Source organism: Vibrio sp. 10N.222.48.A3 (assembly GCF_041475345.1).
In the GTDB taxonomy this organism is placed as follows: Bacteria; Pseudomonadota; Gammaproteobacteria; order Enterobacterales; family Vibrionaceae; genus Vibrio; species Vibrio tasmaniensis_A.
In genome coordinates, this window is sequence record NZ_JBFRVX010000469.1 from 1 (window position 1) to 4,033 (window position 4,033).

At 43.8% G+C, this 4,033-nt stretch carries 4 protein-coding genes; all 4 read right to left on the bottom strand.

Features of this window, described 5'->3' with window-relative positions; translation table 11 throughout:
* Positions 1-378, bottom strand: a 378-nt coding sequence (locus AB4653_RS14015) for a sugar-transfer associated ATP-grasp domain-containing protein (RefSeq protein WP_372104476.1), incomplete at its 3' end; no start/stop codon positions are given.
* Positions 379-381: 3 nt separating this feature from the next.
* Positions 382-1,887 carry an inactive transglutaminase family protein gene (locus tag AB4653_RS14020; protein WP_009846363.1) on the bottom strand — a complete coding sequence of 502 codons (1,506 nt, stop codon included), beginning with the start codon at positions 1,885-1,887 and terminating at the stop codon, positions 382-384.
* A gap of 17 nt (positions 1,888-1,904) precedes the next feature.
* On the bottom strand, positions 1,905-2,645 hold the full coding sequence (locus AB4653_RS14025; protein ID WP_009846364.1) for an ATP-dependent zinc protease: 741 nt from the start codon (positions 2,643-2,645) through the stop codon (positions 1,905-1,907).
* A 265-nt stretch (positions 2,646-2,910) separates the two neighbouring features.
* Positions 2,911-3,882: a tRNA 5-methoxyuridine(34)/uridine 5-oxyacetic acid(34) synthase CmoB gene (cmoB, locus tag AB4653_RS14030; protein ID WP_102257364.1), complete on the bottom strand. Its 972-nt coding sequence runs from the start codon at positions 3,880-3,882 to the stop codon at positions 2,911-2,913.
* Between the last annotated feature and the right edge of the window lie 151 nt (positions 3,883-4,033).

Below are 4,033 nucleotides of genomic sequence, written 5' to 3' on the forward strand. Positions count from 1 at the left end.
CGCGTTACTGATATGGCGCTCTACATCTTCTTCATTGATAGTAGAACCCGATGGTTTGGTGTAAACCCCATCTTTATGAGAGATCACAACAAGGATGCCTTTACCACCACTGCCTTGAGCGGGCTTGATTACAAAGCCCGGCCACTCTTTAACCATCTTGTGGATTGTTTTTACTTCAGCTTGGTGGCTAATAACGCCAATAAGCTTTGGCACGGTGGCGCCAGCCTGTTCAGCAATGATTTTAGTCTTAAGCTTGTCATCAACGAGTGGGTACTTGGAACGATCATTGTAGCGGCCAATATAACTATGGTTACGCTTGTTCATTCCCATTATGCCTTTGTCTTTCAACTTAAACGGTGAAGTAAATTGATCAAACATAACTTAGTCCTCCGCTAGCGGTTTAAAGCGACGAAGCTCGGTTAGACGGTAGCCTGTGTAGTTACCTAGTAACAAGATGGTCGCTAGAATAACAAGCTGTAAACCAATAAAGTTAAACGTTAAGTGCTGAATGAACGGGTTAGTCATACCTAAGTAAACAAGCACCGCGGTAAATAGAGAGCCACCACCTTGAAGTACAACTTCTTTCGCGCCTTCTTCTTCCCAAAGGATAGACATACGTTCGATAGTCCAAGACAAGATAATCATTGGGAAGAACGTAATTGATAGGCCTTCTGTAAGTCCGATTTTAAATGCGACTACAGTAAATATCGAAATAATCATAATTACTGTAATAATTACAGCGGATATTCTGGCCACGAGCAATAGGTTGAGTTTGGATAAGTAACTTCGAATTACAAGACCGGTACCTACAATCAGTAGGAAGCCAACAATACCGGTAACCAACTGTGTTTGAACGAATGCCACGGCAATCAGAACGGGCATGAACGTACCAGAAGTCTTAAGACCTATGATGACACGTAGGAACACAACAATCAGAGCACCGATAGGAATCAGCATGATGGTTTTAAACATCGCTTGCTCTTCTAGCGGCAGACTATGAATGGAAAGGTTTAACAGTTGATCCGCTGATACTTTACTGTTGGTTGCTTCAGTTGGAGTAACTTCCTGAGCAATCATAGAGAAGTGAACTTTACTGTTCTGACCGCCAACCACGTCTAATAGAGATACATTTGATTCATCCCAAATTAGCAGGTTTGGTTGAACTTGCTGCTCGCTAGATTCAGGAGAGAATAGAACCCACTGGTTATTATCCCAAATTTGGTTCATGTGTTGGATTGATTGGCGACGACGTCCGTCTTCCAGTTCAATAACACCGACGACTTTGTTGTGGATTTTAGCGGCAGAAAGTAGCTTGTGTGTCGCTTCCACTTTGGTCATGTTATTCAGAATCAGCGCTGAGTTTTGGCTGTCTGGATCGTTAAGCGTTTTGATTAACTCACGAGTAAAGGTGATGTTGTCTGCTGAGCGCTTGGTTGCTCTGTCAATCAAAGCAAGGGCCGCGGCTTCTTCAGGACCATCAAAGCTTGGTTGAGCCACATCACCTTCTGGAGGTGTTGAGGTAACGTTCGCTTGGCTATCGACTAAGAACTGTGTCTTGTAGTAGATAGTCTGCGGACCATCTGCGTGACGAATTGACCACTCAGCACGGCGACCTGAATCTGTATTCAAGTACGAAATGCCATAGCCTGGTGATGAAGCTGACTCGCCGATAAGTGTAAAGTTAGACTGTGTGTGAGGTGCGGCTAGTGAAACTTTTGCTTCTTTGCCCACTGCATTGAATTCGATACGAGCTTCAATGTCCCAAACTTGATTAGTTTCGCCTGGAGTCCAGGGTACACCGTAGGTTGTATGTCTGAACATACTCAGAGTTATACCTGCCACGATGAGCAGGAATATAGAAATATAAAATGGAATTCTTGACGTCATAGCTTACCCTACTATTGTTATTTAACTTCCGTTTGTACGTACTTTTTACTTACATCTACTAGCGCTATGTCTTTGATAAATTCGCGCCCTAGTAATACAGGGTGACTCATTTGAGAGCGATCCGCCAATGTAAATTGCGCTTTTTCATGGATTTTTCCGACTTTTACCCATAATTCGATCACAGCTCGACGTTCTGTTTGATCATTCGTCGATTGACGGATTTTCACATAACGTACAACGGGCGCTTCGATCCATTTTTGGTCTTCTTTTGCTTGTGCTTTATCTGCCAAATGGAACTTAACCCAATCTTTACCGTTACGTTCGAATTCTTTGATGTCGACGGCATTTAAAGAAGAGGTGGTTGCGCCAGTATCAACACGAGCATCGAAGCTTTGTTTGATAGAGTCGATCGATACTTTTTCAATACCGCCTAGAATAGTCGGCTGTGATGTAGGAGCGGTAGGTGCAGCTGCAACGGCAACAGGCTCGGCTTCTTTTAGCTCTTCAATGACCCTGTGTTCCATACTGGTCAGGTGAACATCTAATTGACTAGAAAGAGTGGTAATTTCGTCTTCCAAGCTTTCAATATAATCACTTTGATTACTTAGCTGCAGTTCAAGATTTTGAACCTTGTTTGCGATGTTTGTCTCTGAGCGGGAAATAGCGTCGAGAGTTTCTTGATGGTAGGTAGCACCGCTCGTGAGGGTGCAACCAGAGAGCAAACCAACCGCCACGATAGGCGATAATCGCTTAAACATATAAAAACCTTTGGAAATTAGAGAATAGTTCAGACTATTTAGAAGTTTATCCCACAAAAAAGGATGCGTGAAGCATCCTATTGTAAGAGTCTGGTCATATTGAATCGCAATGTGAGCGCTACGAAAATTATTGTCACTTAAGGGCGCTCACTTATTAAACATGAGCGCAACTTTTGTACAATTAGTTCTCTTTTTTATCAAAATTCCCACATATAAATAACGGTGGCTGTATGACGACAGAGCTTATGGTTTTGTGTAACAGAGCTTAAGGTTTTGTCGCTACTAGAATCGCACGCCTTGGTGCAGGGTGACCTTCTACGGTTTTACTTGGATCATTAGGATCTAAGTAATCCGGTAAAGAGTTGTGTGTCATCCACTCTGTTGTGCGTTGTTCGCCAATCGTTGTGACATTTTCATCAACGATACGCACGTCTTCAAAGCCTACCTGTTCAAGCCAGCGTTTCAGTGCGCGTGCAGATGGGAAGAAGTACACGTTTCTCATTTGCGCGTAGCGATCCACAGGCACAAGAACAGTGTTTTCGTCACCTTCAATCACTAACGTTTCAAGTACCAGTTCGCCACCAGATACCAATTGGTCTTTTAGTTGAATCAAATGATCAAGTGGTGAACGGCGGTGGTAAAGCACGCCCATGCTGAATACAGTGTCGTAAGCTTCCAATTTTGGCAGTTGCTCAATACCTAGAGGTAATAGGTGAGCACGTTGGTCGTCGCCCATCAATTTACGAATGGCTTCAAACTGAACCAAGAATAAGTGAGAAGGGTCGATACCCACCGTCAAGCGAGCGCCTTCACCTAGCATGCGCCACATGTGGTAGCCGTTGCCACAACCTACATCGAGAACCGAACGGTTTTTCAATGGAGAGATATGTGGAAGCACACGATCCCATTTCCAGTCACTGCGCCATTCTGTATCGATATGAATGTCGTGAACTGTGTAAGGGCCTTTTCTCCAAGGGTGGAAAGTCTTCAGTAAGCTTTCTAACTTTTTAAGTTCACCCGTGTGGAACGGTGTAGAGCTGCCAATCGTCACTGAGTTTTTCAGATCAACTTGGTCAGGCACACCTTGCGGGATTTTATTCAGTGCACGCAACCAACGGTCGAAGTCGCCGTGTTCTGCATTTTGCCAATCCGTCAGCTGTTGAGGAAGAACATTAAGCCACGGCTGAAGGCGAGTGTCTTGGGCAATGAGTTGATAAAAATTGGCAAAATTAAACATAGTTTTTCACTGAGTTAATAGGGTCAATAAACCCTAAAATAGAAATTAAATTTGTCATTCCCTACAGTGAGGGACGAACATGATAGGGAGTCTCGGTTTATCGTACTTGATAGAGACCCCCAACACGCTCCTTCCTCGCTCTTGAGGATGA

What these genes read in the sequence shown, in the direction of transcription:
- AB4653_RS14020 (WP_009846363.1), bottom strand. Translation starts at nt 1,887, where the DNA reads ATGACGTCAAGAATTCCATTTTATATTTCTATATTCCTGCTCATCGTG.
- AB4653_RS14025 (WP_009846364.1), bottom strand. Translation starts at nt 2,645, where the DNA reads ATGTTTAAGCGATTATCGCCTATCGTGGCGGTTGGTTTGCTCTCTGGT.
- cmoB (WP_102257364.1), bottom strand. Translation starts at nt 3,882, where the DNA reads ATGTTTAATTTTGCCAATTTTTATCAACTCATTGCCCAAGACACTCGC.